This window comes from Paraburkholderia sp. PAMB 6770 (assembly GCF_057748135.1).
The window spans coordinates 2,520,980-2,546,723 of record NZ_CM173239.1 but is presented as its reverse complement, the minus strand read 5'-3'; the positions used below and the strand labels follow the sequence as shown (position 1 = coordinate 2,546,723).

Genomic DNA, 25,744 nt, shown 5'->3' with positions numbered 1-25,744 from the left:
CCGACCCGCTTCAGCCGGCCTCCCCGGCTTCGCGTTCGCCCGTGTCCGAGGCCGCGGGGCCGCCCTGGAAGCCGAGCGGCGACGCGCCGAGCGCGCGCCGGAACATGTCGCTGAAGCTGCTCGGCAGGTAGCCGAGCGAGCGCGCGACGCCGCCGACCGGCCGCCCCTCCGCGAGCGCCGACACCGCGACCGCGAGTTGCACCTGACGCCGCCATTCGGCGAATCCGATGCCCAGCTCCCGCTTGAACAGCCGCGCGAGCGTGCGCACGCTCGCGCCGACCGCGGCCGCGTGCTGCTCGAAGCCGATTTCGATCGACGGGTTGTCGATCACCGCGCGGCACAGCGCGTGCAGCCGCCGGTCGGAGGCCGTCGACGGATCCGGCAGCGCGATGCGCAGCGCCGAGCGCGGCGCGTGCGCGAGTTCGAGCATCGCGAGCCGGTACGCGGCGTCCAGATACGCGCGGTCGCGTGCCCCGGTCTGCTCGTACTCGGCAATCTTCGTGATCAGCACGCGCAGCAGCCCGTTGATCTCGAACACGTCGCTGTGCGCGCTCAGATGCTGGACCGCGTGCGGGTTCAGGTACAGATTGCGCATCTCGACCTCGCTCATCATCAGGATCGAGTGCACCGTGCCGGCGGGCAGCCAGACGGCCCGCTGCGGCGGCACGACGAGCGCCTCGCGGCCGACTTCGACCCACATCACGCCGGCGACCGCGTAGAGCAGCTGGCCCCATGCGTGCGCGTGCGGCTCGATCTGCAGCCCGCGCGGATAGCGCCGCGCGAGGGCGCGGGCGGCGTCGTGTTCGGGCAGTTCGGGCGGACGGGCTTCGGGCACGGGACGGCAGGGCGGTCAGGCAGTTGAAAGGCCGGCGGGCACGAACCGCGCGGCCGCCGGTGCGCCTCCCGTGCATCTCGCACCGGTTGCACCCGGTCGTTCCGGCGGTCGCGCATCGCGCGCAATATGTGCAGAATACGCGACGGATTTTCCCGTGTGCGTCGTTTAACCGGTATCCACGTCGTTTCAACCCCTCATATCCGCTTTCGGAGAAGTGCCTATGAAACCTGTTGCCCTCGTGCGCAGCCTTGTCCTCGCCGCGCTCACGCTGACGGCCTCGTCCGTGTTCGCCCAGACGGTGATCATCGCCCCGAGCCCGCCGCCGCCGCCGCGCGTCGAAGTCGCGCCGGCGCCGCGTCCCGGCTTCGTGTGGGATCCCGGCCACTGGCACTGGATGCACGGCCGCTACGTGTGGGTGCGGGGGCACTGGCGGCCGGTGCGCATGGGCCAGCACTGGGTGCCGGGCCACTGGGTGCAGCGCGGTCCGAACTGGCGCTGGGTGCCGGGCCACTGGCGCTGATGCCTGTCGCGCGAGGCGGCCGGTCATGAGCATCATGCATGCGCGCCGTGCGCTGCGGACGGCATCGGAGCGCGCCCCTTGAGCGAGCGTCCCGCGCGCGAGCGTTCCCGCGACGCGCGTCCCGCAACCACGGACGCGCCGGACGGGCATGCGCCCGACGAGCGCGATCCCGACGCGGAACTCGTCGCGCGCGTCGGCGCGCAGGATCCCGCGGCCGTGCGCACGCTGGTCGCGCGCAAGCTGCCGCGGCTGCTCGCGCTGGCCACGCGCATGCTCGGGGACCGGATGGAAGCGGAAGACGTTGCGCAGGAGGCGTTCGTGCGGATCTGGAAACAGGCGCCGCGCTGGCAGGAGGGCGAGGCGCGCTTCGATACATGGATTCATCGCGTCGCGCTGAACCTGTGCTACGACCGCCTGCGCGGACGTCGCGAGACGCCGCTCGACGTGCTGCCCGACGACGCCGATCCGTGCGATCCGCCGGATCTGCAGTTCGAGGCCCGCGTGCGCGACGCGCGCGTGCGCGCGGCGCTCGCCGCGCTGCCGGTGCGGCAGCGCGAGGCGCTGGTGCTCAACTACTACCAGGAGCTGTCGAATATCGACGCGGCAGCGCTAATGGGCATCACCGTCGATGCGCTCGAAAGCCTGCTTGCGCGCGCGCGCCGCAACCTGCGCGCGCAACTCGCGGACAGCGGCTTGAGCAAGGACCTGCGATGACACCTGAGCGATTCCGAACCCTCGTCGACGCGTATGGCGCCGATTCACGCCGCTGGCCGGCCGCCGAACGCGAGGCCGCCGTGGCGTGGGCCGCGCAGCACCGCGCCGAAGCCGACGCACTGTGCGCGCAGGCCGCGTCGCTCGATGCCTGGCTCGCCGGCGCGACGGTCGAGCCGCCGGCGCGCGCGCTGGTCGAGCGGGTCGTCGCGCGTGCGCCGGCGCGCCGCGCGCCGCGCGCGCGCGGCCGGTTCTGGTGGCAGGGCGCGGTGTTCGCGGGCGCGGGCCTCGCGGGCGGACTGGCCGGCGCGTTCGCGGTGTCGTTCTTCGTGCTGACGAGCGCGCCGCCGACGCTGCACGAGGCTTCGTATTTCACGTCGGGGTTTGGCGGGACCACCGCCAGCTGGAGCGGCGAATGAGCGATCGCAGCCTGAAATTCGTGCTCGTGGCGTCGCTCGTGTTCAATGCGTTTTTGCTGGGCGGCATTGCCGGCGGCGCGTATCAGTGGTTTGCCGCGCACGATCACGCGCGGCACGCGCCGCCGCGCACCGCGTTGCGTTTCGCCGCAGACGAGCTGTCGCCGCAGCGTCAGCGCGAGTTCGTCGAGGCGCTGCGCGCCGCGCGCATGACGGCGCGCGCCGACGCGCGCGCCGGCCGCGAAGGCCGGCGCGACGTGCTGAGCCTGCTCGCCGCGCCGCAGCTCGATCGCGCGGCGCTCGACGCGGCGCTGGCGCGCACGCGCGCGGCCGACAGCGCGTTGCGTGCGCAGGTCGAGAGCGGCGTCGCGGACTTCGCCGCCACGCTCACGCCCGAAGAGCGCCTGCGCTTCGCCGACGGCCTGCGCGAGGCCGGCCAGTGGCGTCAGCCGAAGCCGCCCGGCAAGCGGGCGGCGCCGCAATGAGCGGCGGCGAAAACCGCGGCCGCGCGCGACGGATTGCCCGGGCATCCCGCGTTTAAGCCACATACCCGACGCCTGAAGAGGAGCGCGCATGGTCACGTCACCCCACGACACCGCCGCGGCGATCGCGCTCAACCGCTTCGGCCTCGGCGCCCGCCCGGACGAGCGCGCGCCCGCCGATCCGCGCGGCTGGCTGCTCGCGCAGTGCGGCGCCTACTCGCCGCAAACGGCCGCCTGGGCGGACCAGCCCGGCAGCGTCGCGCTGGCGACCCAGCTCGGCGAGGAGCGTCTGCAGCAGGCCCGCGAAAAGCTGGACCCGGCCGACCGGCTCATCGCCAACAAGGCGTTGCGCGAGGAGGTGCTCGCGATCTATCGCGGCGCGGTCAACGCGCGCATCGCGAGCGCGCTGACAACGCCTACGCCGTTTGCCGAGCAGCTCGTGCATTTCTGGGCCAATCACTTTGCGGTGTCGGTCGACAAGCCGCAGGTCGCGGCGCTCGCCGGCGCGTTCGAAGCGGAGGCGATCCGTCCGCACGTGATGGGCCGCTTCGAGGACATGCTGATCGCGGTCGAGCAGCATCCGGCGATGCAGCTCTTTCTCGACCAGGCGCGCTCGGTCGGCCCGGACAGCGTGGCGGCGCTGCGCGCCGATGCGCGCCATCCGGGCGCGCGGCGCGGCCTGAACGAGAATCTCGCGCGCGAGATCATGGAGCTGCATACGCTCGGCGTGCGCAGCGGCTATACGCAGGCGGACGTGACCGAATTCGCGCGCGCGCTGACCGGCTGGAGCATCGCCGGCGTGAAAGGGCCGCAGCCGCACGATGCGGCGCCCGGCAGCTTCGTGTTCCGCGCCGCGCTGCACGAGCCCGGCGCACGCGTGATCATGGGCCGCCGCTACGCCCAGCCGGGCGAGCAGCAGGCGCGCGCGATCCTCGCCGATTTCTCGGCGTCGCCGGCTACCGCACAGCACATCGGCTTCAAGCTCGCGCGCCATTTCGTCGCCGACAATCCGCCGCCCGCGCTCACCGCACGGCTGGCCGACGCGTTCACGCGCAGCGGCGGCGATCTGCCCACGGTCTATCGCGCGCTGATCGATTCGCCGCAAGCGTGGGCGCAGCCCGGCGCGAAGTTCAAGACGCCGTGGCAGTGGACGCTTTCCGCGCTGCGCGGTCTCGGCTGGCAGGACCTCGGGCGCCTGCAGGGCGCCCCGCTGCTCACGCAGCTCGGCCAGCCGGTGTGGCGGCCGGGCTCGCCCGCCGGCTACGACGACATTGGCGCGAGCTGGGCCGGACCGGACGCGCTGGTGCTGCGCGTCGACGTCGCGCAGCGCTTCGCGGCGCGCGCCGGCGACCGTTTCGATGCGCGCGTGCTCGGCCAGACGCTCACGGCCGGCACGCTCAGCGCGCCGACCGCCACGGCGCTTGCCCAGGCCGACAGCGGCACGACCGCGCTCGCGCTGCTGCTCGTCTCGCCCGACTTTCTGCGGAGGTGAATGCCATGCTGTCCCGTCGTCGCTTTCTTCATGTCGCGGCTGCCGGCGCGGGCGCGATGCTCGTCGCGCCGCGCATCGCGTTCGCGCGCGTCGCCACCGAGCGGCGCTTCGTCTTCGTGATCCAGCGCGGCGCGGCCGATGGCCTGAGCATCGTCGTGCCGTATGCCGAGCCGGCCTATGCGGGCCTGCGCGGCGAGATTGCCGTCGATACGGCCGCCGCCGCGAAGCTCGACGGCACGTTCGCGCTGCATCCGGCGCTCGTGCAGACCGCGCAGATGTACGCGGCCGGCGACGCGCTGTTCGTGCATGCGGTCGCGTCGCCGTACCGCGACCGCTCGCATTTCGATGGCCAGAACGTGCTCGAAAGCGGCGGCGCCGCGCCGTATCAGGTCCGCGACGGCTGGCTGAACCGGCTCGCCGCGCAACTGCCCGCCACGCACGAGAACGCGATCGCGTTCGCGCCCACCGTGCCGCTTGCGCTGCGCGGTCCGGCGGCGGTCACGTCGTATGCGCCGTCGGCGCTGCCGCGGGCCTCCGACGATCTGCTCGCGCGGGTCGCGCAGCTTTACGAGCACGATGCGCAACTGCACCCGCTCTGGACGTCCGCGATGATGGCGCGCGAACTCGCGGGCGACACCCGCGCACGCCAGGATCCCGCGAGTCTCGGCAAGCTCGCGGCGAGCTTTCTCGTGCGCGACGACGGGCCGCGCATCGCGATGATCGAGACCGGCGGCTGGGACACCCACAGCGCGCAGCCGCCGCGCCTCGCGAACCAGCTGAAGGCGCTCGACACGATGCTCGCCGCGCTGCGCGACGGGCTCGGGCCGCAATGGAACAACACTGCGGTGCTGGTGGCGACCGAGTTCGGCCGCACCGCGGCCGTCAACGGCACCCAGGGCACGGACCACGGCACCGGCTCCGCGGCGATGCTGATCGGCGGCGCGGTGCGCGGCGGGCGCGTGATCGGCGACTGGCCCGGCCTGCGGCCCGGCGACCTGTATCAGGCACGCGACCTGCGTCCGACCACCGCGCTCGACGGCCTGATTGCGGGCGCCGCGAGCGAGCATCTGCGGCTCGATCCGCAGCGCACCGCCCGCGCGCTGTTTGCCCAGGCGGGCAATACCCGGCCGCTCGACGGCCTGATCAAAGCCTGATGACGTCCGTCGGGCCATCCACCGAAGCTCCACCTTCACCGATAACCGGAGAGTGCAATGCAAACAAGATCGACCTTGCAGGCGGCCTTGCTGTCGTGCGTCTGCGCCGCGCTGCTGAGCGCGTGCGTCGTTGCGCCGGCGCGGCCGCCGCAGCCGGCGCCGCTCGTCGAGGCAGTGCCCGTGGCGCCGGGGCCCGGCTACCACTGGGTCAAGGGCCATTACCGCTGGGCCGGCAATCGCTGGGTCTGGGTGCGCGGGCACTGGGCTGGCTACTGAGCCGCGCCCGAGCGCGCGAGGCGCACCCCCGGCTAGAATGTGACCGCGCGAGGCGCGCTGCAGCGGCGCCTCGCCGATACCACGTCCAGACCGGCAGGGGAGCGATGGAAGACACGAAAGCAACCGTGGAGCTGGCGCGCGCGACGCGCCTGCTGAACCACGGACCGGTGACGATCGTCACCAGCGCGCATGCGGGACGCACCAACGTGATGGCGGCATCGTGGGCGATGCCGCTCGATTTCGATCCGCCGAAAGTCGTCGTCGTGGTCGACAGCCGCACGCTGACGCGGCAACTGATCGACGCGAGCGGCGTGTTCGGGCTGCAGCTGCCGGGCTGCGGCTTCGCGCGCGAGACGCTGGCGGTCGGCACGACGCCCGGTGCCGGGCTCGACAAGTTCGCGGCCTTCGCGCTGCAGACCTTTCCCGGCCGGCGCATCGACGTGCCGATGCTCGCGGGCTGCGTCGCGTGGCTCGAATGCAAGGTCATTCCGGACGACAGCCAGCGCCACGACATGATCCTTGCCGAAGTGCTCGCGGCCTATGCGGACAGCCGCGTGTACTCGAACAACCGCTGGCACTTCGGCGATCACCCCGATCTGCGGACCTGCCATTACGTCGCGGGCGGCACGTTCTTCGCCACCGGCGACGCATTCGAGGTGGCGCCGGCCGGCGGCGCGGCGACCTGACGCGCCGCGCTACGCGGCCTTCTGGCAGATCACGCCGTACCAGCCGAGACCGCGGTAGGTCTCGTAACCCGGCGTCGCGGCGAACGAAACGATCGTGCCGTCCGGCGCGCGGTAGAAGCCGGTTTGCCGGCCGTCCGCCTGCAGCGGAAAGCGCTCGTTGAGCGCACCTTTGTCGTCGGAGGCGGCGATGACGCGGGACGACGCATCCACGATCAGACAGCGCGTGCGCGACCATTCCTCGTCGCTCAGCCGCACGCCCTTCACGACCGCGCTCGCCTGCGGCGCCCAGTCGAAGAAGATCGCGAGCACGCCGAGCACGCGGCCGTCCGCGAGGCCGCCTTCGCGGACCGCCGTCGCATAGGTGGCGACCTGCGCGTCGCGCAGCAGCGGCAGCGTGTCCACGTCGCGGGCGACATAGTCGGCGCCCGATTTCGTCTTCATCGCGTCCTTGAACCACGTCATGCCGGCGACCTGCTGGCCGCGCACCGGATACTGGCCGGGACGTCCGTTCGCCACCACCACGCCGTGCTCGTCGACGATCCACAGGTCGCGGTAGACCGTGTAGCTGTCGAGAATCACCGACAGCCGCTCGCCGGCATGATCGGCCGCGGCCGGATCCTGCGTCGACACGCAGTGCACGACCGACGAGTCGGTGGCCCACCAGCGCACGTCGCAGGAGCGCTCGTAGAGGTTGCGATCGATCACGTCGATCATGTTCAGCGCGAGGTCGGCGCAGCGCTGGCCGTCGTGCGAACGCAGGCGCTCGATCATGCTGTCGCCGAGCTGCGTGAGCGTATTCAGCGAGCCGGCGAGATCCTTGTTCAGGTCCGTGGTGATCTCGGAGATGCGTTTCGACACGTGCTTTACCTGGTTCGCGACGACCGCGAAGCCGCGGCCCGCATGGCCGGCGCGGGCCGCCTCGATGAGCGCGTTCAGCGCGAGAAAGGTAGTCTCGCGATTGATGTCGTTGATGTCGCTGATCTTTCGGGTGGCGAGCCGCTTCACTTCGTGCGTGAGCTCGACGATGGCTTGAGGATTCGACATGGCGCGGTTCGTAGTCGTGGTTTCGGCTACGTGACGTTGCAAGCTTCGGGCCTGCGCAGGCGCACCGGCCTGCGCGCAAGGGCAAACGTTTTCGCCGCGCGCGCATGACCGCGAACGAACCGGCACTGCACTACGCGGGGGGATGCAGGCACCGCGACGGGGCGCGACGCGATCCCGCGCGGCGGGTGTATGCCGTCGCGTGTCGTGACGGCGCGCGCATCGCATGCGGTCCTTCTAGCTCAGCAATTCATACTTGCCGCCGCGTTCGAGCGCACGCTGATAGGCCGGACGCGCATGAATGCGGGCGAGAAAGTCATTGATCGCGTGCAGCGATCCGTCGAGCGGACCGCGCGCGCTGGCTGCTTCGAGCGGAAAGCTCATCTGGATGTCGGCCGCGCTGAACGCATCGCCGACGAACCAGCCGGTCGGCGCAAGCGCATCGCTGACGTAGCCGAGGTGCAGCTTCAGTTGCGGATCGATGAAATTCGCCTGCAATGCCGCGGAAATCTTGCGCGCGAACGGCCGCGCGAAAAACGGCATCGGCGCGCTCGCGATGCGCAGCGCGACCAGCTTCAGCAGCAGCGGCGGCATCGCGGAGCCTTCCGCATAGTGCAGCCAGTACGTGAAGCGCAGACGCTCGGGCGTGCCCGGCGCGGGCGCGAGACGCCCGTCGCCGTAGCGGTCCGCGAGGTACTCGACGATCGCGCCCGATTCGGCGAGGGTCTGCCCGCCGTCCGTGATGACCGGCGACTTGCCGAGCGGATGAACTGCGCGCAGCTCGGGCGGCGCGAGCATCGTGCCGGGGTCGCGCTCGTAGCGTTTTACCTCGTAGGGCACGCCGAGTTCTTCGAGCAGCCACAGGACGCGCTGCGAGCGGGAGTTGTTCAGGTGATGGACGGTGATCATCGGCGGCGGGTTCCGGGCAAGGGCGTGTCACATCATAGCCGGGACGGGCGGCGGCATTTAGAGGGGCACATCGACTCGCCCGCCTTCAGCAAATCTTCAGATTGAGCCGGTAGACTCGGGCGGGTTGCTGTGGCGCCGCATGCCGCTGACGGAGGCGAAGCGGCTCACGCGTGGCACTTTTGAGAGGAAACATGAATACCCGACAGGAAACCGCTTACCCAAGACAGGCAGTGGCACGCGGCGCGGCCGGCGATGCCCGCGCGTACGACGGCATGACGATCGCGTTGCACTGGGCCACGGCCGCCGTGGTGCTGTTCCAGTTTCTGACCGCACAAATCTGGGACTTTTTTCCGAAGCCCGAGCGTCACCTGATCATCGTCTCGCACACGTCATTCGGGCTCATTCTCGCGGCGGTGCTCGTCGTGCGCATCGTGTGGCGGTCGAGCGCCGGGCGGCGCATCGACGGGCACGGCGCCGGCTGGTCCGGCGTCGCGGCGACCGCGGCGCATCATCTGCTGTACGTGCTGCTCGTGGCGGAGGTCGTGCTCGGCTTCGTGCTGCGCTGGTCCGGACACAACCCGCTCAGCTTTTTCGGCGTGCTTATCGCGTCGCCGTTTGCGCCGTTTTCGCATGCCGCGCACGAGATCGTCGACGACGTGCACGATTTCATCGGCTGGTCGATCATCGTCCTCGCGGCCGGGCACGCGGCGGCCGCGCTGCTGCATCATTACGTGCTGGGCGACGGTATCCTGCGACGGATGCTGCCGGGCCTCGCCGCCCGCCAGGACGATGCGCACCGGCATTGACCGGTATTGACCGGTATTCCCGGCGCTTCCGGCGCTTCCGGCGCTTCCGGCGCTCCCGGCATTCCCGGCACACCCGGCAAACCCGACACACCCGGCGAGCGGCTCGACGGCTTGACGTGTCCCGCTCGCGCGCCCGGTTCGCGCGTCACTGCAGTGCGGCGGCGGCGATGCCGGCCGCCGCGCACAGGACCACCACGCCGAGCGGCGCGACTTTCCAGCGCGTGAGCAACGCAAAGCCGATTGCGGCGATCGCGAAGTCGCGGCCGGACTGCACGGCGCTCGTCCACACCGGCGTATAGAGCGCGCTCGCCAGCAGGCCGACCACGGCGGCGTTCACGCCCGCCAGCATGGCCGCCATCGACGGCCGCGCCCTGAGCCCCTGCCAGAACGGCAGCGCGGCGACCACCAGCAGCAGTCCCGGCAGAAAGATCCCGGCCGTCGCGAGGAGCGCGCCGAAACCGCGGTTCGGCGCGTCCGTCATGATCCAGCCAAGGTAGGCGGCGAAGCTGAACAGCGGGCCCGGCACGGCCTGCGCGGCGCCGTAGCCGGCGAGGAAGTCGGCGGGCGCGACCCAGCCGGTCGCCACGGCTTGCTGCTGCAAAAGCGGCAGCACCACGTGACCGCCGCCGAACACGAGCGCGCCGCTGCGATAGAACGCATCGAACACCGCGAACGCACGGGGGCCGCCCGCCTGCGCGACGAGCGGCAATACGGCGAGCAGCGCAAAAAAAAGCGCCAGGGCGGCGATGCCCGTCGCGCGGGACAGCCTGAACGTGTGCGCGGGGGCGCCGCCGCCTGGCGTGCCGTCGCGGCATAGCGCGAGCCCGAGCACCGCGCCGGCTGCGATAACGATTAGTTGTGCATACGAAGTATGCAGCAAGGCGAGCGCGGCGATGGCGGCCAGCGCGATGCCCGCGCGACGCCCGCCGACGCACAGGCGGCGCGCCATGTCCCAGACCGCTTGCGCGACCACCGCGACCGCCACCAGTTTCAGGCCGTGCACGAGGCCCGTGCCGACGGGGCCGTTCAGGTGCGGTGCAACGGTGGCGAACGCGATCAGCAGCAGGATCGACGGCAGCGTAAAGCCGCACCAGGCGGCAAGGCCGCCGGCCCAGCCGGCCCGCAGCAAGCCGATCGAGAAGCCGAGCTGGCTGCTCGCGGGGCCCGGCAGGAACTGGCAGAGTCCGAGCAGGTCGGTGAAGGCGTCGTCGTCCAGCCAGCGGCGGCGCTCGACGAACGCACGGCGGAAATAGCCGATATGCGCGATCGGGCCGCCGAAGCTGGTCAACCCGAGTGCCAGAAACGCGCGCAGCACTTCGCCGGCGGAGCCGGCATGGACGGCGAGCGGGGCATGCGGGGTATGCGTGGGCGTGTCCATGAGTCTCGTGGGGGGTCGCGGCGCGGCGTTCATGGCCCGCGCCACAGGCGTGAACCGCGCGAGTATGCCATGACGGCTGGCCGGCGCGCCCGTCGGCCCGGCTGTGCGTATTCCTCCGAACAAACCGGCGTTTCGCCGCGGGGGAGCGCGCGTGCGCCGGCTGCCGGGACGGACCGGGAAATCGTTCGGCACACTGAACTTTGGCGGCCGTGCGCCGTTAACCCGTCTACAGGGGGGCGCACGGGCGCCCGGCGCGTGCCGGCAGGGCTGCCGCGCTTACCGTCATCGATCCGGAGACCATGCCGATGTCCGCAGAGTTGCGAGCAACCGACGAACGCACCAGCCTGACGAGCTCGAACAAATTCGAATTGCTGCTGTTCCGCCTGGGTTCGGTGCCCGGCAGCGACGCGCACGAGCTATACGGCATCAACGTGTTCAAGATACGCGAAATCTCCACGATGCCGTCGGTCACGCCGATTGCCGGCGCCTCGTCGTTCGTGATGGGCGCGGTCGACATCCGCGGCCAGGTGATTCCGGTGATCGACCTGCCGCGGCTGATGGGCTGCGAGCCCACGCGCGGCCTGAACATCCTGCTGGTCACCGAGTTTGCGCGCTCCACGCAGGCGTTCGCGGTCGAGGAGGTGGACGACATCGTGCGGCTCGAATGGAACCAGGTGCTGACCGCCGAAGGCGCGGCGGCCGGCAAGTCGATCACCAGCATCGCGCGCATCGACGGCAATACCGGCGACTCGCGTCTCGCGCAGGTGATCGACGTCGAGCAGGTGCTGCGCGACGTGTTTCCGGCGCAGCACCCGTCGGTCGATCCGAAGGACGTCGGTGCGCATCTGGCGATGCCGCCCGGCGCGAAGATCCTCGCCGCCGACGATTCCGGCTTCGCGCGCAAGATGATCGAGCAGGCGCTCGAGGCGATCGGCGCCGAGTACGTGATGGCGAAGACCGGCGAGGAAGCCTGGCATATCCTGCAGCAGGTCGCCCGCGACGCGCAGGAGCAGAAGCAGCGCGTACGCGACCGGATCGCGCTGGTGCTGACCGACCTCGAAATGCCCGAGATGGATGGCTTCACGCTGACGCGCAACATCAAGGCCGATGCCCGCATGCGCGACGTGCCGGTCGTGATTCACTCGTCGCTCACCGGGGCGGCGAACGAGGCGCACGTGCGCAACGCCGGCGCGAACGGCTATATCGCGAAGTTCGCGGCCAACGAACTGGCCGAGGCGCTGCGCAACGCGCTGGCGACGCCGTCCGAGGGGTTTCGCGCGCAGCCGGTCTAGCGGGCGCCGCGGCGAACGTTGTGCCGCTTGCTGCAACTGAGGTTTGCAGTCGCGGGTCCCCGGGTGTCGAAGCGATTGGCTACACTGGAATCTTCACTGTTCCCGAGTGCGCCGGCGCGGGCTGAAGCCGGCGCCGGCGCCACAGATGCCATGAAGATCGTCAAGCCGCTTGCCTGTATGGGCCTGCTGGTGGGGAGCGTCGCCAGCACGTTCGCTCTCGGCGCGCCCGCGCACGACGCGGGGCCGCCGGCCCAGGCGGCGCCGCTTCGCTGCGACGCCGTTTCGTTTGCATCGGGGACCCCGCAAGGGCGCGCTGCGTGCCGCCGGCAATTCGCTCGCGAGACGCGTCCCGATGTCCAGCAGGCGCCGTTGACCGCGTCCGATTACGCGTCGTGAGCGGCGTCGCCGGTCGAGCGGCGGCGCGTCACGTCACGGCCCGCGGGGTCCGAGGCGGGCCGCTTTGCGCGGCACGTCACGGCGTTTTTGCGAAGTCCGCTCCGATCATGACCTCCACGGCCTTCCCGCACGGCTTCAGGCGTGTCACCGACTGATCGAACCGGCTCTCGGGCTTGCCGAAGCTTCCGTGACGGCACGCGGCGTCGCGATCGGCATCGACGCTGTTTGCCTCGCATGGGGTGATGGTTGCGGGGCATAAAGCGCGCGGCGTTCCGATCAGGGCATTGATGTCAGCGCGTTCGCTGACCGCGGATGGACGCGCGATCGCGCGCGGCGTATCGCGCGTCCAGTCACGACGCGTGTTCTGCGCGCTTGAAGCAGGCCGGCTGGGCGCGCGCCGGCTTCGGAAACAGCGGTAACGCCAGGGCTGCGCACAGGCCGGCCAGCAGCCATACCACAGCCCATGAGCCGGATGCGAGCACGCGGGGAATGACGAGCGGCGTCAGGAAGAAGCCCGCGTACACGGCGGTGTTCGCCATGCCGAGCGCGGTTCCGGCGCGTGCCGTGCCGGCCAGCGTGGCAAGCTCGGTATACGCCACGCCGTGCCACGCGGATACGCAGACGCCCGCGAAAACCAGCACCGCAGCGAGGGCGAACGGGCGGTGCGCGAGTCCCGTTGCGGTGGCCGCCGCCAGTGCGACGAACGACGCAGCCGCGATCAGGACCGACGCCCGCAGATAGCCGCGCCGGTTGCGATGACGATCCGTATGACGCCCGCTCCACACGCGCATCGCCATCGCGCCGAGCTGGATCGCGCCCATCGTGGCGCTGATCGCGGACACGCCGAAGCGGGCGTCGTCGTGCAGGAACACGGTTGCAAACGTCAGCACGGCGAACTGCGGAATGCAGAGTACGCCGATGCCGATCACGAGGCGCCAGATCAGCGCGTCCTTCAGGGGCGCAGCGGCGGCGGGCGCCGACAGCGCGCCGGCCGCGCGCGCCGGCTTGTGCGCGGGCTCATGGACCCAGCGCCATGCGAACGCGCCCGACAGGGCGCACATCGTTGCGAGCGCACCGAATACCAGCCTGAAGCCATGCGCCGACGCGAGCCACGGGAGCAGCGCGGCGCCGAGGCCGCCGCCGAGCGGAACGGCGGTCTGACGGATGCTCATCGCAAGACCGCGCTCGCCTTCGCCGAACCACGCCATCACCGCGCGTCCGCTCGATCCGTTGACGCTGCCGCCGAGCAGGCCGAGTGCGAACATCGAGAACACCAGCCAGCCAGCTGCCGGCGCGGCGCCGCCTGCGGCCGGCACGGCGCAAAGACTCATCGTGACGAGCGCGGCGGCCGTGGCGAACAGGCCCGTCAGCAGCACCGGCCGGTCGCCCCAGCGATCGGTCAGCATCCCCCACGGCATCTCCGATACCGCCACGCCGAGCCCTAGCGCGCCAAGCACCACGCCGAGCCCGCCGTTGCCGAGGTGATAGCCGCTGCGCATCCAGACTGCTGTCGTCGGAATGCCGGCCGCCGCGGCGGAAAAGCTCGCATTGGCGGCCACGCCCGCACCCAGCACCTTCCAGCGATGCGCGCCGCCGTGCTGGCGCGCGTTCCTGTCGAAAGAAACCATCTTGTAGCCCCTGCCGTTGAGGTTGACGGTTGCCAGTGTGAGCGTCTACGATAATCCTGAAAATCAAAAAGTTATGAACGAATCGTTCGATAAAACGGGATTATTATCATGAGTTCAACCAGCTTTGATCTCGCTGTGCTGCGCAGTTTTGTCGCCGGGATGGAGCTGGGGAGCTTCGCGAAGGCGGCCGATCGCGTGGGGCGCTCGACCTCGGCGGTGAGCGCGCAGATTCACAAGCTCGAAGAGCAGGCGGGCACCGCCTTGTTTCGCAAGTCCGGCCGCGGTCTCGCGCTTACCGAAGCGGGCGAGGTGATGCTCGCCTATGCGCGCCGTCTGGTCGACCTGAACGATGAAGCGGCGGTTGCGGTGCGCGGCGCGGATCTTCACGGGTGGATCCGGCTCGGCTTGCAGGAGGATTTCGGCGAGGGCGTGTTACCCGATGTGCTCGGTCGGTTTGCGCGCGCGCATCCGAAGGTGCGGATCGAGGCGCGGGTTGCGCGCAATACGGAATTGTTCGAGCGGATTGCGTCGGGTCGACTCGATCTGGCGCTCGCATGGGGGACGGGCCGTGCGCAGGACGACGGCAATGCGGCCACGCTGCCGACGCCGATCGCTGTGCCGCCGATGCGCTGGATTGCTTCGTCGTCGGTCCCCTGGCAACCCGAGGCGAACGAACCGTTGCCGCTCATCGCATTCGACCGGCCGTGCCTGTTCTATAGCGCCGCCGTGGCGGCGCTGGATCGCGCCGGCATCAGATGGCGCATTGCGTTCACGAGTCCGAGTCTGTCGGGCCTGTGGGCGGCCGCGGCGGCCGGTCTTGGCGTGACGGTGCGCACGACCTACGGTCTGCCGCCGGGCGTGCGGGTGCTGGATGCCGGCGAGAGCGGCCTGCCGTCGCTGCCGTCGCTGCCGCTGGCTTTGCATCATGCGTCGGGCGCAGCGTCGCCGCTCGTCGCGCGGCTGGCCGCGCTGGTGATGGATTCGGTGCGGGTGCTGCATGTGTCGGGGGAGGGGCTTGTTTAGCGGGGGAGGCACGCATTACGCCTTGAGCGTGCGCTTTACTTCGTGAGGAAGGTGTCGGAAGCCACGGAGCGGGACTTCAGACATAACGGCGATCACGCCGGAAATGGCGTAAGCCGATGACTCTAATGTTTCGGACGTCGCCCGGTTTTTCTGAACCGATACTGACGTAGGGCGTGATAGCCAGATAAAAGTAGTGCACCGACAAGCAGGGTCGCTATCACCCAGTAAATCAGCAGTGCAAGCGTTGCTATATCCTCTGGATTTTCAAGGTGGCTCGCCCCGGTCGCGGAAAGAAGAAATTCAATCAACGAATCAAGGAAAACGGGCATATTGAATGGCAGCGATACAATGACATATGTCAATTGCCACCCTCCGATAGCCGCGGCAACGATCAGGCCGATGCGTGAAAGTACCTGTTTCAGAAGTGAATTTTTCACTTGACCTCTACGACACCATAGGCTTTTAAGGTCGTTCCAGGCACTGGCAAAGTTTGCCCGCGGGAGCGGATAAATTTCTGAAGCCGATCGAACTCGTAAGGAGAAACGACCGTAATGCAGCCGTGACTCAATCCCAGTGGGCCTTTGGGATGCAGTCTGAAATTGCCGCGCTTTATTCCGCTGATGCGGGTCGTGTCGCCGGAGACAGGATTCCAAAGCATGAACCAACTATGCTTGTCTGTCGAACCGTAGCCGTGTGCATCCCACCAGTCGTAAAGAAATCCCAGGCGCCCTCCCGATTGACGATCTACAAGATAGTAGATTCCTTTCGGAAGAGCGCCAATATTTTCTATGCTCGTCTCTGCGGGGTTGTCCCGACCCTCGTCCGCACCAGAAAATGCGGAAACCGGTGCGGTTCCCTCACAGGTGAGCATAGAAGTCCTTTTGTTGTTGAGAATAAACGTGCATCTCACAGGCATTGGGATTCCTCCAGAAAGATCATCGGGTTGTATTGTTCCTGATATGCAGTGTTGCCGTTACGGCACCGGAATTTCCGCCCATTTCGTTCTGTACGAAATATTCGTGCTTCATGGTCGAAAAGGAGAGGCGAACGCTCTCGTGGCAGACGTCGCCGCCGCCGACTGGCTCCACGTCGGAAATTACCACATCGTATAACGTGATTTTCAGGTACTCAAATGGCAGGCCACCGGCTTTCCGGGCGGTTAACTTTGCCTGATCGATATGCTTGCCCGTAAAACAGTATTTCACAAGATTCGGGCTGGCGCGGTCCAGCTGATGCGTGAATTCGAGACCGGAGACAGTGGCTTTGCTCGCGCCACCGCCCGAACCTGACATCACGGCCGGTTGTTGCGAAATCTTCCAGCGCCACCCGATTACATCTATTTCGTTCGGATGATCGGCGTCCTGTGATTCGCCGTCGATACCATTGATCTTGATAAAAATATCCTGCGCCATTCGATAACTCCAGGGCGATGAAGACGTGTACGATAGCCAGATAACCGCGTTATATGGGCATAAATTGGCACGATAGCCCCGTATGCCATAAGCAGTGCGTAAAAAATTCAGGATTGCATAAGTTATAGCGTGATTTTGTGGGATTTTTTTGCATTGTCCCGCCTATTTCCTGACCGCTGACGCGATGAATTTCAATGCCCGAGCGGACTGCCCTGCGCAGCGTAGAGCGAGGTATGCGTGTGCAATGTGCACAAGAAGCTACGGGACATCAGATGGGCCGTCAACACTGACCAGTCCGAAAATTGACTGGATGACCCGTTTATTCAACAGGAATTCCAAGCGAATTTCGCCCACGTAGCCGGCGGCGACGCGAGCCGGACGCCGAAAATATCGAGGTTATCGAGTCCGATCAAAAAGATGCCGATAGCTGAAGCGCTTGCCGGTCAAGTGTCCGCGGAGCCATCAGACCATCCGTCAACCTTCGCGTCCGCCCCCACGCCCCCACGCTGCGTGCTCGCGCGAATCACCACGTCGAAACCCACGTCGACGACGTGAGGCGTTCGCACTGCGTCCGATTCGGCGAGGCGCGGCATCAGTTCCTGCGCGATGCGCGTGCCGATTTCCGCCGCATGCGGTTGCACGGTCGTGAGCGGCGGCACGCATTCCGCGCTGAACGGCAGGTCGCCGAACCCCGCTACCTTCAATTGATCGGGCACCGCGATGCCGCGCCGCTGCGCCTCGAACAGCGCGCCGAGCGCGAGCACGTCATTCGAGCAGGCGAGCGTGTCGACGTCGGGCATGCGCTGCAGGATCTGCGCGAGCGCCTGCGCGCCCGTGTGCGGCGATGCGCTCGCCGGCATGTCTTCGACCTCGACGTCGATTCCGCCGTGGCCCATCGTGCGGCAAAAGCCGTCGCAGCGCTGTTGCGCGCGCACGTCGCTCGACATCCGCGCGCCGATGAACGCAACGCGGCGCGCACCGGCTTCGAGCAGATGCCGCGCGATCGCCGCCCCCGCTGCGTCGTGCGAGAACCCCACCTGCAGGTCGAACGGCTCGCCACCCAGTTCCCACATCTGCGCGACCGGCACCCGCGCGCCGCGCAGCAGCGTGCGCGTCGCATCGTCGTGGCGGCAGCCGGTGACGATCAGCGCGGTGGGCGACCACGACAGGAAGGCCCGCACGAGGTGGGTTTCGCGGCCGGGCGCGTAATCGGTGGCGCCGAGCAGCAACTGGTAGCCGTGCTGGTCGAACACTCGCTGCATTGCCGAGACCGTCGCGGAAAAAAACGCGTTGCTCAGCGACGGGACAACCACGCCGATCGCCCGGGTGCGCGCGGCAGCGAGGCTGCCCGCAAGCCGGTTCGGGACATAGCCGAGCAAGTCGATGGCCTGCTGGATGCTTGCCGCGAGCCGTGGCGACACCGCTTCGGGATTGCGCAGGAACAGCGACACGGAACTCGGCGACACGCGCGCGCGCGCGGCGACATCGTCCATCGTGACCCGGTTCGTGCTGCGCCGGGTGCGGGGGGGTTTGCTGATCAGGGACATGGGAGTCGGCGAACAGGGCTGACGGGCGGGCGCCTCATCGGGACGCCGCGCCCATATCAAAAACAGTATCTTAATCTTCGCAGCGCAACAAATCATCCGCTCAGGGCTATCCCTGGTAACGGTCCTGCAAATCGCAGCGCTATTATTTCCGGACATCTGGGGTTACACTTTTCATCCGTGCCCGTTCAGGCGGCCCGCGTCGGGCCGGGCGGCGGGCTACGGCGCACCGTGTGCGCACGAGCGCGTCTTCGCAATGCGCGGAAGCGGCCGGCGCCGGGTTGTCCGGCACCGGCGGTCGACCCGGCGGTCGACCCGGCGGTCGGCCGCGCTGCGCCGTCTTGCCGCGTGGCGTTCGCCCAGAAATCGCAGCGCTGCGAAAGCGGCGCGACGGCGCGCGCAGTACCCGCACCACCCTACAGGAACGACGAGGAGACGATGCTATTCACCCTGTTCAGTTTTGCGTTCTTCACCGCGCTGGTCGGCCTCGTGTCGTACCTGTTCACGCGGCGCGCGAAGGATCACGGCGCGCGCGGCTACTTCATGGCGAGCGGCGGGCTGACCGGCTGGTTCATCGCCGGTTCGATGATGCTCACGAACCTCTCGGTCGAGCAGATGGTCGGCCTGAACGGCGACGCGTACGCGCACAACCTGTCGGCCATGGCGTGGGAATGCACGGCGGCGGTGTCCACGGTCGCGCTGGCCATGTTCTTTCTGCCGCGCTACCTGCGTGGCGGCTTCTCGACGCTTCCGCAATTCCTCGAAGAGCGCTATGACGCGACCACGCGCCGCGTGGTCAGCGCGTTCTTCGTGATCGGCTACATGCTGGTCGTGAATCCGTCCGGTCTGTATCTCGGGGCGATCACGTTCAACCAGGTGTTCGACGTCCAGCATCATCTGGGCCTGTCGTACGCGAGCACGATCACGCTGCTGGTCTGGCTGTCCGGCGTGATCGGCGCGCTCTACGCGATCTTCGGCGGCCTGCGCGCGGTGGCGGTGTCGGACACCATCAACGGGATCGGCCTGCTGGCGGCGGGCCTGATGGTGCCGGTGCTCGCGCTCGTCGCGCTCGGTCACGGCAACCCGCTCGCGGGCGTGCACACGGTGATGACGAATGCGCCCGAAAAGCTCTCCGCGATCGGCGGCCCGCACGATTCGGTGCCGTTCGGCACGCTGTTCACCGGGATGATCTTCGCGAACCTCTTCTACTGGTGCACGAACCAGTCGATCGTGCAGCGCACGTTCGCCGCGAAGAGCCTCGCGGAAGGGCAAAAGGGCGTGCTGCTGTCGGGGCTGATGAAGCTGCTGGTGCCGCTCATCATGATGATGCCCGGTGTCGTGGCGTACCACCTGTACGCATCGCATCCGCTGAGCCGGCCCGATCTCGCGTATCCGCAACTCGTCGCGGACGTGCTGCCGTGGTGGGCAAAGGGCTTTTTCGTCGCGGTGCTGTTCGGCACCGTGATGAGCCACTTCAACGCGGTGATCAACAGCACCGCAACGCTCGTCGCATTCGACTTCTACCGGGCATGGAAGCCCGCCGCAAACGACGACACGCTGATCCGCGTCGGCAAGACCGCGAGCGTCGTGGTCGCGGTGGTGTCGCTGCTGGTCGCGCCGCTGCTGATGTACGCGCCCGACGGCATCTACATGGTGATGCGCCGTTTCACCGGCTTCTTCAACATCCCGATCATCGCGGTTGTCCTCGTCGGCTTCTTCAATGGCCGCATCGCCGCATTCCCGGCCAAGGTCGTGCTGCTGCTGCACGTGATCGTGTACACGTTCGGCATTCTCGTGTTCAAGCTCGACGAACGCTACGGCATCAATTTCATTCACGTGATGGGCATCCTGTTCGTCTGCGAGGTCGCGCTCATGGTCGTGCTGGGTCGCTGGCACGTGCGCGCGCGTCCTTACGAGCCGCAGCTACGCCAGACCGGCGACATGACGCCGTGGCGCTTCGCGAGCGCGATGAGCGTGTTCCTGATCGCCATGCTCGTGAGCCTGTATCTGACGTTTTCGCCGCTCGGCGTTGCGCGGCACGGCGGCGTGACGACGCAGTACGAGGTCTGGCTGGCGCTCACGTGGGGCATCGCGCTTGTGCTGATCGTCCTGTTGCGCCGCCGGGCGGCGAGCGCGGCGGGCGGTTGGCGCTGGGCGCCGGCAACGCGCGAACCCGGCAGCCAGTAGCACAAGAAAGAATCAAGTAACAATTAGTAAGGATTGCATATGAAGTGGCAGATCGAAGCGAACGGCAGGCTCACGCTCACGGTGGCGGGACGCACGCTGTTCGAGCATGCGCCGCACGCGCCGGCCGTCTTCGTCGGACAGGGGGTGGAAACGATTGCGATGGCGCGCGGCAATTTCGACATCGAGGATTACGTCGAAGAGCGCGTCGCGTTGCGCGCCGCGCGTCTCACGCAGATCGACGCGCATTGCGCGCGGGTCGAACTGGCACGCGAGGCGGGTGGGCCCGCCGAGATCACGATCGCCGCGACCGGTAACGCCGAGGGCGTGCGTCTCGCGCTGTCGGCGCAAGGCCAGCCTAACCGGCTCTGGTGGCGCGTGCCCGCCGAAGCAGACGAGCACGTGTGGGGCTGCGGCGAACAGATGTCGTATTTCGATCTGCGCGGCCGGCATTTTCCGCTGTGGACGTCCGAACCCGGGGTGGGCCGCGACAAGCGCACCTACATCACGTGGCAGGCGGACACGCTCGCGAATGCGGGCGGCGACTATTACCACACGAACTATCCGCAGCCGACTTACGTGTCGTCGCAGCGCTACTGCCTGCATGCGGAAACGACCGCGTATGCAGACTTCGACTTTCGTCATCCGCAGCGGCACGAATTGCAGTTCTGGGCGGTGCCGGAGTCGCTCGAATGGTTTGTCGCCGACGACTTTCCGTCGCTCGTCGAGCGGATTTCGCGCCGCTTCGGGCGCCAGCCGGCGTTGCCCGAGTGGGTGCACGACGGCGCGATGCTCGGCCTGAAGGACGGACGCGAACACGCGCAGCGCATTCTCGACCAGAGCCGCGCGGCGGGTGTGAAGGTCAACGCACTGTGGTGCGAGGACTGGGCGGGCATCCGGCAGACGTCGTTCGGCCGGCGTCTGTTCTGGGACTGGCGCTGGAACGATGCGCGCTATCCGGATCACGACGCGTGGGTTCGCGCGCTGCGTGAGCAGGACGTGCGGCTGCTCGGCTACGTGAACCCGTATCTGTGCAACGACGGCGTGCTGTATGCCGAAGCGCGGCGCGCCGGTTATCTTGCGACGCGCGAGGACGGCAGCGACTACCTGGTCGATTTCGGCGAATTCGAGTGCGGCGTCGTCGACTTTACGCTGCCCGAGGCAACGCGCTGGTTCGAGCAGCGCGTCATCGTGCAGGAGATGCTCGAACGGGGCCTCGACGGCTGGATGGCCGACTTCGGCGAGTATCTGCCGACCGACGTGAAACTCGCCAATGGCGTCGACGCGAAGCTGATGCACAACGCGTGGCCCACGCTCTGGGCCGGCGTGAACGCGCGCGCGGTCGCCGCCGCGGACCGCACCGGCGATGCCCTGTTCTTCATGCGCGCGGGCTACACCGGCGTGCAGGCGCATTGTCCGCTGCTGTGGGCCGGCGACCAGTCGGTCGACTTCTCGCGCCACGACGGCCTGCAGACGGTGATCTGCGGCGCGCTGTCGTCCGGCTTGCTCGGCAATGCCTACCATCACAGCGACATCGGCGGCTACACGAGCATGTTCGGCAACTGCCGCACGCCGGAACTGTTCCAGCGCTGGGCCGAAATGGCCGCGTTCACGCCGGTGATGCGCACGCACGAAGGCAATCGGCCCGGCGAAAACTTCCAGTTCTGGCAGGACGAGGCAGTGCTCGCGCACTTCGCACGCATGACGCGCGTGTTCGTCGCGCTGAAGCCGTACGTGCGTCAACTGGTCGACGAGGCGCTGACGCGCGGCCTGCCGCTGCAGCGGCCTCTCTTCCTGCACTACGAGCACGACCGCGCAACCTATGCGGTCCAGGACCAGTACCTGTACGGCCGCGATCTGCTCGTCGCGCCGGTTCACGCGGCCGGCGCGGAACGCTGGCGCGCGTATCTGCCGCAAGGCGACGCGTGGATCCATCTGTGGAGCGGCGCGCGCTTCGACGGCGGCCAGCACGTCGAAGTCGCCGCGCCGCTGGGTGCGCCGCCGGTGTTCGTGCGCAGCGGCGCCGCGCGCGAAGCGCAACTGTGCGCGCTGGCGCGGGATGCCGCATGAGCGCGACGCCGTTTGCCCACCATCTGCTGTTCGTGCTGAGCGTCGCGCTCGCCACGTTCACGCAGAGCCTGACGGGCTTCGCGTTCGGACTCGTGCTGCTCGGCCTCGTCGCGATGCTGCATCTGGCGCCGCTGCCCGTGGCGGCCAACGTCGTCACCGTCATGGTTCTCGCGAACGCGGCGCTGATCGTGCGCGGCGTCCCCGCGCTGCCGCGCCGGCTGATCGTGCCGGCTTACGGAAGCAGCCTCGTCGGCGTCGCTTGCGGCACCTGTCTGCTCGCATGGCTCTCCGATAACGCGATCGGCGCGGCGCGCTTCGCGCTCGGCGTTGCGATTCTTGCAAGCAGCCTGCTGCTCGTGCTGCATAGCCGGCCGCGCGCAGCCCTCGCCTCGCCCGCCTCGTTTGCGCTGTATGGCGGAGCGTCAGGCGTGATGGGCGGCATCTTCGCCAGCGCCGGACCGCCGATGGTGTTTCACCTGTACCGGCAACCGCTCGATCGCGTCGTCGTGCGCGACACGTTGACGTTGCTGTTCGCGGTGAACGCCGTGCTGCGCCTCGTCATCGTGCTCTACCAGGGGCGCTTCGACGCAGCGTCGGTCGCGCTGAGCGCCGAAGCGCTGCCGGTGGTGCTCGCCGTAACGTGGCTCGTGCGTCGTTATCCGCCGCGCTGGTCGTCCACCGTCGTGCGGCGCGTCGTCTTCGTGCTGCTGGCGGGCGCGGGGTTCAGCCTCGTCGGACCGGCGCTCGCGCAATGGCATAGCGTCGTGTCGTGCCATTCCTGCTCCTCTTCTTCGCCCTCCGTGGCCTGACTACCGTGCACACTCCCCTCAGACGACTCGACGAACTGCGCAGCCAGCGTTGGCTTGCGCCCGACAACATGCGCTCGTTCGCGCACCGGCAGCGGCTGCAGCAGATGGGCTTGCGCCGCGAGGAATTCCTGTCGCGGCCGGTGATCGGCATCATCAATACGTGGAGCGACCTGTCGCCCTGCCACGCGCACCTGCGCGAACGCGCGGAAGCGGTCAGGCGCGGCATCCTGCTCGCGGGCGGCATGCCGTTCGAACTGCCGGCGATGTCGCTCGGCGAAGTGATGGTGAAGCCGACCACGATGCTGTACCGGAACTTCCTCGCGATGGAAACCGAGGAACTGCTGCGCTCGCTGCCGATCGACGGCGCGGTGCTGATGGGCGGCTGCGACAAGACCACGCCCGGCTTGCTGATGGGCGCGCTGTCGGCCGATCTGCCGTGCCTGTTCGTGCCGGCGGGCCCGATGCTCAACGACCGCCATCGCGGCGCGGCAGTCGGCGCGGGCACGCATACGAAGAAGTTCTGGGACGAATACGCCGCCGGCAATCTCCCGCGCGACGAGTGGGTCGCGCTCGAAGCGCGCATGACGCGCGCGCCCGGCACCTGCAACACGATGGGCACGGCGAGCACGATGACCGCGATCGTCGAGGCAATGGGCTTCACGCTGCCGGGCGCCACCAGCATTCCGGCCATGGACGCCGCGCATCCGCGCATGTGTTCGGCGAGCGGCGAGCGCATCGTCGGGATGGTCTGGGAGGACCTGAAACCGAGCCGCTTCTTCACGCGCGCGTCGGTCGAGAACGGCGTGGTCGCGTACATGGCGCTCGGCGGCTCGACCAACGCGGCGATCCATACGATCGCGATCGCCGGACGCGGCAACGTGCCGCTGACGCTGGACGATATCGCGCGCATCGGCCGCGCGATCCCGGTTCTGGCCGACGTGTTTCCGTCCGGCCGCCGCCTGATGGAAGATTTCTATTACGCGGGCGGCGTGCCCGCGCTGCTCGGGCATCTGAAGACGCATCTTGCGCTCGGCTGCATGACCGTCACCGGCGCGACCCTCGGTGAGAATCTCGCCCGTGCCGAGGCCGCCGCGCGGCCCGGCGGCGAGGATGCGATCCGCACGCCGGACGATCCGGTCAGTCCGCGCGGCGCGCTCAGCGTGCTGCGCGGCAATCTCGCGCCCGACGGCGCAGTCATCAAGCCGAGCGCGGCGAGCCCGCATCTGATGAAGCATCGCGGCCGCGCGCTGGTGTTCGACTCCGTCGCCGACATGAACGCGCGGATCCACGCGCCCGAACTCGACGTCGACGCGGACACGGTGCTCGTGCTGCGCGGCGGCGGCCCGGTCGGCGCGCCGGGCATGCCGGAGTGGGGCAACCTGCCGATTCCGAAGAAGCTGCTCGAAGCGGGCGTGCGCGACATGGTGCGCATCTCGGACACCCGCATGAGCGGCACGCACTACGGTACCTGCGTGCTGCACGTCGCGCCCGAAGCGGCGGTGGGCGGACCCCTCGCGCTGATCCGTACCGGCGACATCGTCGAACTCGACGTCGAGGCTGGCCGGCTCGACGTGCTGCTGTCCGACGCCGAACTCGCGCGTCGTCGCGAGGACTGGCGCGCACCGCCGCCGCCGCGCCGGCGCGGCTATGTGCGCCTGTATGTCGAGCAGGTGTCGCAGGCCGACAAGGGCTGCGACTTCGCATTCCTGAGCGGCTTCGAGGAACCCGTCGAGCCGCAGATCTTCTGAGCGGCTCCACGCTGCTTCGGACCCGCTTCGGACCCGCACTGAACCCGTATTCAACCCAACCGGACTTCGCACGATGGCTCACCCGCACTCAACGGATTTCACCCGCAACGCGTTTCGCGACGCGCTCACCGAGCCGCGCAGCGGCACAGCCCGCCCGCAGCCGCTCGGCAGCTGGCTGATGTCAGGCTCGCCGGCAACGGCCGAGGCGCTCGGACACGCCGGCTTCGACTGGCTCGTGATCGACATGGAGCATGCGCCGCTGGAGTTCACCGACACGCTTCACCTGCTGCGCGCGGTCGAATGCGGCGGCGCGGCCGCGGTCGTGCGGCTCGCCTGCAACGACGCGACGCTGGCCAAGCGCGCGCTCGACATGGGCGCTGCCACGCTGATGTTCCCGCACGTGGAAGACGCCGACGAAGCGCGCGCGGCGGTGGCTTCCGTCAAGTTTCCGCCGCTCGGCACGCGCGGTTTTGCCGCGATGCATCGCGCGAGCCGTTATGGCACGTGGAGCGGGTTCGCGCGCGACGCGAACGATGGCACTGCCTGCATCGTGCAGCTGGAAACGCCCGAGGCGATCGCGCAACTCGAAGCGATCGCCGCCGTGCCGGGCGTCGATGCGCTGTTCGTCGGTCCGGGCGACCTGTCGATGGTGATGGGTAAATCCGGGCAAATGGCCGACCCCGAGGTGCTCACGGTGCTCGCCGATTGCGCGCGCCGCGCGCGGGCAGCCGGCAAGCCGATCGGCATTGTCGGACCGACGCCCGCGCTTGCGCGGCAGTTCGTCGAGATGGGCTACGACTACGTCGCGATCGCGTCCGATCTGGGGATGGCGATGCGCCAGGCGCACGCATTCGTCGCCGAGTTCGATCAGGTGCAGGCGCGCGCGCATGCGGGCGGTCCGTACTGAGCGCGGCGGTGTGCCGTGGTTTCGC

Annotated in this window: 26 protein-coding genes; 17 read left to right on the top strand and 9 right to left on the bottom strand. The window is 68.5% G+C overall.

All coding sequences use genetic code 11. From position 1 onward, the window contains the following. Nucleotides 1-10 precede the first annotated feature (10 nt). The gene (locus AC3AP7_RS28905) at nt 11-835 is read right to left on the bottom strand and encodes an AraC family transcriptional regulator (RefSeq protein WP_487363717.1); all 825 of its coding nucleotides are present in this window, start codon (nt 833-835) and stop codon (nt 11-13) included. A 220-nt stretch (nt 836-1,055) separates the two neighbouring features. On the opposite strand from AC3AP7_RS28905, the gene AC3AP7_RS28900 reads away from it, so the two are divergent. The 8 genes from AC3AP7_RS28900 to AC3AP7_RS28865 all read left to right on the top strand — a co-directional run bounded on the left by AC3AP7_RS28900 (nt 1,056) and on the right by AC3AP7_RS28865 (nt 6,572). Beyond that, complete coding sequence (locus tag AC3AP7_RS28900; RefSeq protein ID WP_487363716.1) at nt 1,056-1,355, top strand: YXWGXW repeat-containing protein; 300 nt, start codon at nt 1,056-1,058, stop codon at nt 1,353-1,355. A gap of 78 nt (nt 1,356-1,433) precedes the next feature. After that, nucleotides 1,434-2,069: an RNA polymerase sigma factor gene (locus tag AC3AP7_RS28895; RefSeq protein ID WP_487363715.1), complete on the top strand. Its 636-nt coding sequence runs from the start codon at nt 1,434-1,436 to the stop codon at nt 2,067-2,069. Next, on the top strand, nt 2,066-2,485 hold the full coding sequence (locus tag AC3AP7_RS28890) for a hypothetical protein (RefSeq protein ID WP_487363714.1): 420 nt from the start codon (nt 2,066-2,068) through the stop codon (nt 2,483-2,485). The genes AC3AP7_RS28895 and AC3AP7_RS28890 overlap by 4 nt, the downstream gene beginning before the upstream one ends. Continuing rightward, entirely contained in the window at nt 2,482-2,967 is a 486-nt protein-coding gene (locus AC3AP7_RS28885) for a periplasmic heavy metal sensor (protein WP_487363713.1), read from the top strand. The genes AC3AP7_RS28890 and AC3AP7_RS28885 overlap by 4 nt, the downstream gene beginning before the upstream one ends. 88 nt (nt 2,968-3,055) lie before the next feature. Next, on the top strand, nt 3,056-4,456 hold the full coding sequence (locus AC3AP7_RS28880; protein ID WP_487363712.1) for a DUF1800 domain-containing protein: 1,401 nt from the start codon (nt 3,056-3,058) through the stop codon (nt 4,454-4,456). Between the two features lie 5 nt (nt 4,457-4,461). After that, the gene (locus AC3AP7_RS28875) at nt 4,462-5,610 is read left to right on the top strand and encodes a DUF1501 domain-containing protein (protein ID WP_487363711.1); all 1,149 of its coding nucleotides are present in this window, start codon (nt 4,462-4,464) and stop codon (nt 5,608-5,610) included. Nucleotides 5,611-5,667: 57 nt separating this feature from the next. Next, nucleotides 5,668-5,886: a YXWGXW repeat-containing protein gene (locus tag AC3AP7_RS28870; protein ID WP_487363710.1), complete on the top strand. Its 219-nt coding sequence runs from the start codon at nt 5,668-5,670 to the stop codon at nt 5,884-5,886. A gap of 104 nt (nt 5,887-5,990) precedes the next feature. Beyond that, entirely contained in the window at nt 5,991-6,572 is a 582-nt protein-coding gene (locus AC3AP7_RS28865; RefSeq protein ID WP_487363709.1) for a flavin reductase family protein, read from the top strand. 9 nt (nt 6,573-6,581) lie between these two features. Here the strand turns inward: AC3AP7_RS28865 and AC3AP7_RS28860 are convergent, their stop codons facing one another. Next, complete coding sequence (locus AC3AP7_RS28860; RefSeq protein ID WP_487363708.1) at nt 6,582-7,616, bottom strand: methyl-accepting chemotaxis protein; 1,035 nt, start codon at nt 7,614-7,616, stop codon at nt 6,582-6,584. Between the two features lie 234 nt (nt 7,617-7,850). Next, nucleotides 7,851-8,522, bottom strand: coding sequence for a glutathione S-transferase family protein (locus AC3AP7_RS28855; protein ID WP_487363707.1), 672 nt, complete (start codon nt 8,520-8,522; stop codon nt 7,851-7,853). 191 nt (nt 8,523-8,713) lie between these two features. On the opposite strand from AC3AP7_RS28855, the gene AC3AP7_RS28850 reads away from it, so the two are divergent. Continuing rightward, on the top strand, nt 8,714-9,328 hold the full coding sequence (locus AC3AP7_RS28850) for a cytochrome b (protein ID WP_487363706.1): 615 nt from the start codon (nt 8,714-8,716) through the stop codon (nt 9,326-9,328). Between the two features lie 145 nt (nt 9,329-9,473). Here the strand turns inward: AC3AP7_RS28850 and chrA are convergent, their stop codons facing one another. Further along, on the bottom strand, nt 9,474-10,706 hold the full coding sequence (gene chrA / locus AC3AP7_RS28845; protein ID WP_487363705.1) for a chromate efflux transporter: 1,233 nt from the start codon (nt 10,704-10,706) through the stop codon (nt 9,474-9,476). Nucleotides 10,707-11,011: 305 nt separating this feature from the next. On the opposite strand from chrA, the gene AC3AP7_RS28840 reads away from it, so the two are divergent. Both AC3AP7_RS28840 and AC3AP7_RS28835 read left to right on the top strand, forming a co-directional pair. Next, nucleotides 11,012-11,998: a chemotaxis protein CheW gene (locus AC3AP7_RS28840; RefSeq protein WP_487363704.1), complete on the top strand. Its 987-nt coding sequence runs from the start codon at nt 11,012-11,014 to the stop codon at nt 11,996-11,998. Between the two features lie 150 nt (nt 11,999-12,148). Next, the gene (locus tag AC3AP7_RS28835; protein WP_487363703.1) at nt 12,149-12,394 is read left to right on the top strand and encodes a hypothetical protein; all 246 of its coding nucleotides are present in this window, start codon (nt 12,149-12,151) and stop codon (nt 12,392-12,394) included. A gap of 350 nt (nt 12,395-12,744) precedes the next feature. Here AC3AP7_RS28835 and AC3AP7_RS28830 read toward each other — a convergent pair whose 3' ends face one another. Then, nucleotides 12,745-14,022 carry an MFS transporter gene (locus AC3AP7_RS28830; RefSeq protein WP_487363702.1) on the bottom strand — a complete coding sequence of 426 codons (1,278 nt, stop codon included), beginning with the start codon at nt 14,020-14,022 and terminating at the stop codon, nt 12,745-12,747. A gap of 108 nt (nt 14,023-14,130) precedes the next feature. On the opposite strand from AC3AP7_RS28830, the gene AC3AP7_RS28825 reads away from it, so the two are divergent. Further along, a complete protein-coding gene (locus AC3AP7_RS28825) occupies nt 14,131-15,045 on the top strand; it encodes a LysR substrate-binding domain-containing protein (protein WP_487363701.1) in 915 nt (304 codons plus the stop codon). Between the two features lie 122 nt (nt 15,046-15,167). On the opposite strand, the gene AC3AP7_RS28820 is transcribed toward AC3AP7_RS28825, so the two are convergent. The 4 genes from AC3AP7_RS28820 to AC3AP7_RS28805 form a co-directional block, all read right to left on the bottom strand. Further along, nucleotides 15,168-15,482, bottom strand: coding sequence for a hypothetical protein (locus AC3AP7_RS28820; protein ID WP_487363700.1), 315 nt, complete (start codon nt 15,480-15,482; stop codon nt 15,168-15,170). Continuing rightward, nucleotides 15,479-15,961, bottom strand: a complete 483-nt coding sequence (locus AC3AP7_RS28815) for a DUF2778 domain-containing protein (protein ID WP_487363699.1) — start codon at nt 15,959-15,961, stop codon at nt 15,479-15,481. The genes AC3AP7_RS28820 and AC3AP7_RS28815 overlap by 4 nt, the downstream gene beginning before the upstream one ends. 19 nt (nt 15,962-15,980) lie before the next feature. Continuing rightward, nucleotides 15,981-16,457 (bottom strand): Hcp family type VI secretion system effector, encoded by a 477-nt coding sequence (locus AC3AP7_RS28810; RefSeq protein ID WP_487363698.1) that lies wholly within the window; start codon nt 16,455-16,457, stop codon nt 15,981-15,983. A gap of 443 nt (nt 16,458-16,900) precedes the next feature. Continuing rightward, the gene (locus AC3AP7_RS28805) at nt 16,901-18,004 is read right to left on the bottom strand and encodes a LacI family DNA-binding transcriptional regulator (RefSeq protein WP_487363697.1); all 1,104 of its coding nucleotides are present in this window, start codon (nt 18,002-18,004) and stop codon (nt 16,901-16,903) included. A 435-nt stretch (nt 18,005-18,439) separates the two neighbouring features. On the opposite strand from AC3AP7_RS28805, the gene AC3AP7_RS28800 reads away from it, so the two are divergent. The 5 genes from AC3AP7_RS28800 to AC3AP7_RS28780 all read left to right on the top strand — a co-directional run bounded on the left by AC3AP7_RS28800 (nt 18,440) and on the right by AC3AP7_RS28780 (nt 25,719). Continuing rightward, on the top strand, nt 18,440-20,188 hold the full coding sequence (locus AC3AP7_RS28800; RefSeq protein ID WP_487363696.1) for a solute:sodium symporter family transporter: 1,749 nt from the start codon (nt 18,440-18,442) through the stop codon (nt 20,186-20,188). Nucleotides 20,189-20,227: 39 nt separating this feature from the next. Continuing rightward, nucleotides 20,228-22,255 (top strand): alpha-glucosidase, encoded by a 2,028-nt coding sequence (locus AC3AP7_RS28795; protein WP_487363695.1) that lies wholly within the window; start codon nt 20,228-20,230, stop codon nt 22,253-22,255. Then, the gene (locus AC3AP7_RS28790) at nt 22,252-23,064 is read left to right on the top strand and encodes a TSUP family transporter (RefSeq protein WP_487363694.1); all 813 of its coding nucleotides are present in this window, start codon (nt 22,252-22,254) and stop codon (nt 23,062-23,064) included. The genes AC3AP7_RS28795 and AC3AP7_RS28790 overlap by 4 nt, the downstream gene beginning before the upstream one ends. Then, complete coding sequence (locus AC3AP7_RS28785) at nt 23,061-24,812, top strand: IlvD/Edd family dehydratase (RefSeq protein ID WP_487365050.1); 1,752 nt, start codon at nt 23,061-23,063, stop codon at nt 24,810-24,812. Before AC3AP7_RS28790 ends, AC3AP7_RS28785 begins: the two co-directional genes overlap by 4 nt. Nucleotides 24,813-24,885: 73 nt before the next feature. Then, on the top strand, nt 24,886-25,719 hold the full coding sequence (locus AC3AP7_RS28780) for an HpcH/HpaI aldolase family protein (protein WP_487363693.1): 834 nt from the start codon (nt 24,886-24,888) through the stop codon (nt 25,717-25,719). Nucleotides 25,720-25,744 lie beyond the last annotated feature (25 nt).